Here is a 239-nt window from a genome sequence, read left to right as displayed (position 1 = left end):
CTGGAGCGGAGCTTCCCGCGGCCGCGTACCGCCGACGCGGTGGCGCACAACCTGCCCACCCAGGTCACGTCGTTCGTGGGCCGGCAGGCCGAGCGGTCCGAGCTGCGGCGGCTGGTCGAGGCGTACCCGGACGGGGTGTGGTTCGTCGACGTGGCCGCGGTGACCGACCCGGGGCTGGTCGCGTTCGAGATCGCCGCCGTGCTCGGGCTCCGCCCGGAGCCCGGCCGCCCCATGGTGGA

General features: G+C 76.2%; 1 protein-coding gene. It reads left to right on the top strand.

Annotation, left to right across the window (positions count from 1 at the left end):
- Positions 1–239 (top strand): hypothetical protein (locus F8274_RS31015; protein WP_151465941.1); only part of this gene is annotated, 239 nt, incomplete at both ends.

Origin of the sequence: Micromonospora sp. AMSO31t (genome assembly GCF_008868175.1) — a bacterium.
Classification (GTDB): Bacteria; Actinomycetota; Actinomycetes; order Mycobacteriales; family Micromonosporaceae; genus Micromonospora.
The sequence above is the reverse complement of the archived record's forward strand: the minus strand, read 5'-3'. Positions and strand labels throughout refer to the sequence as shown.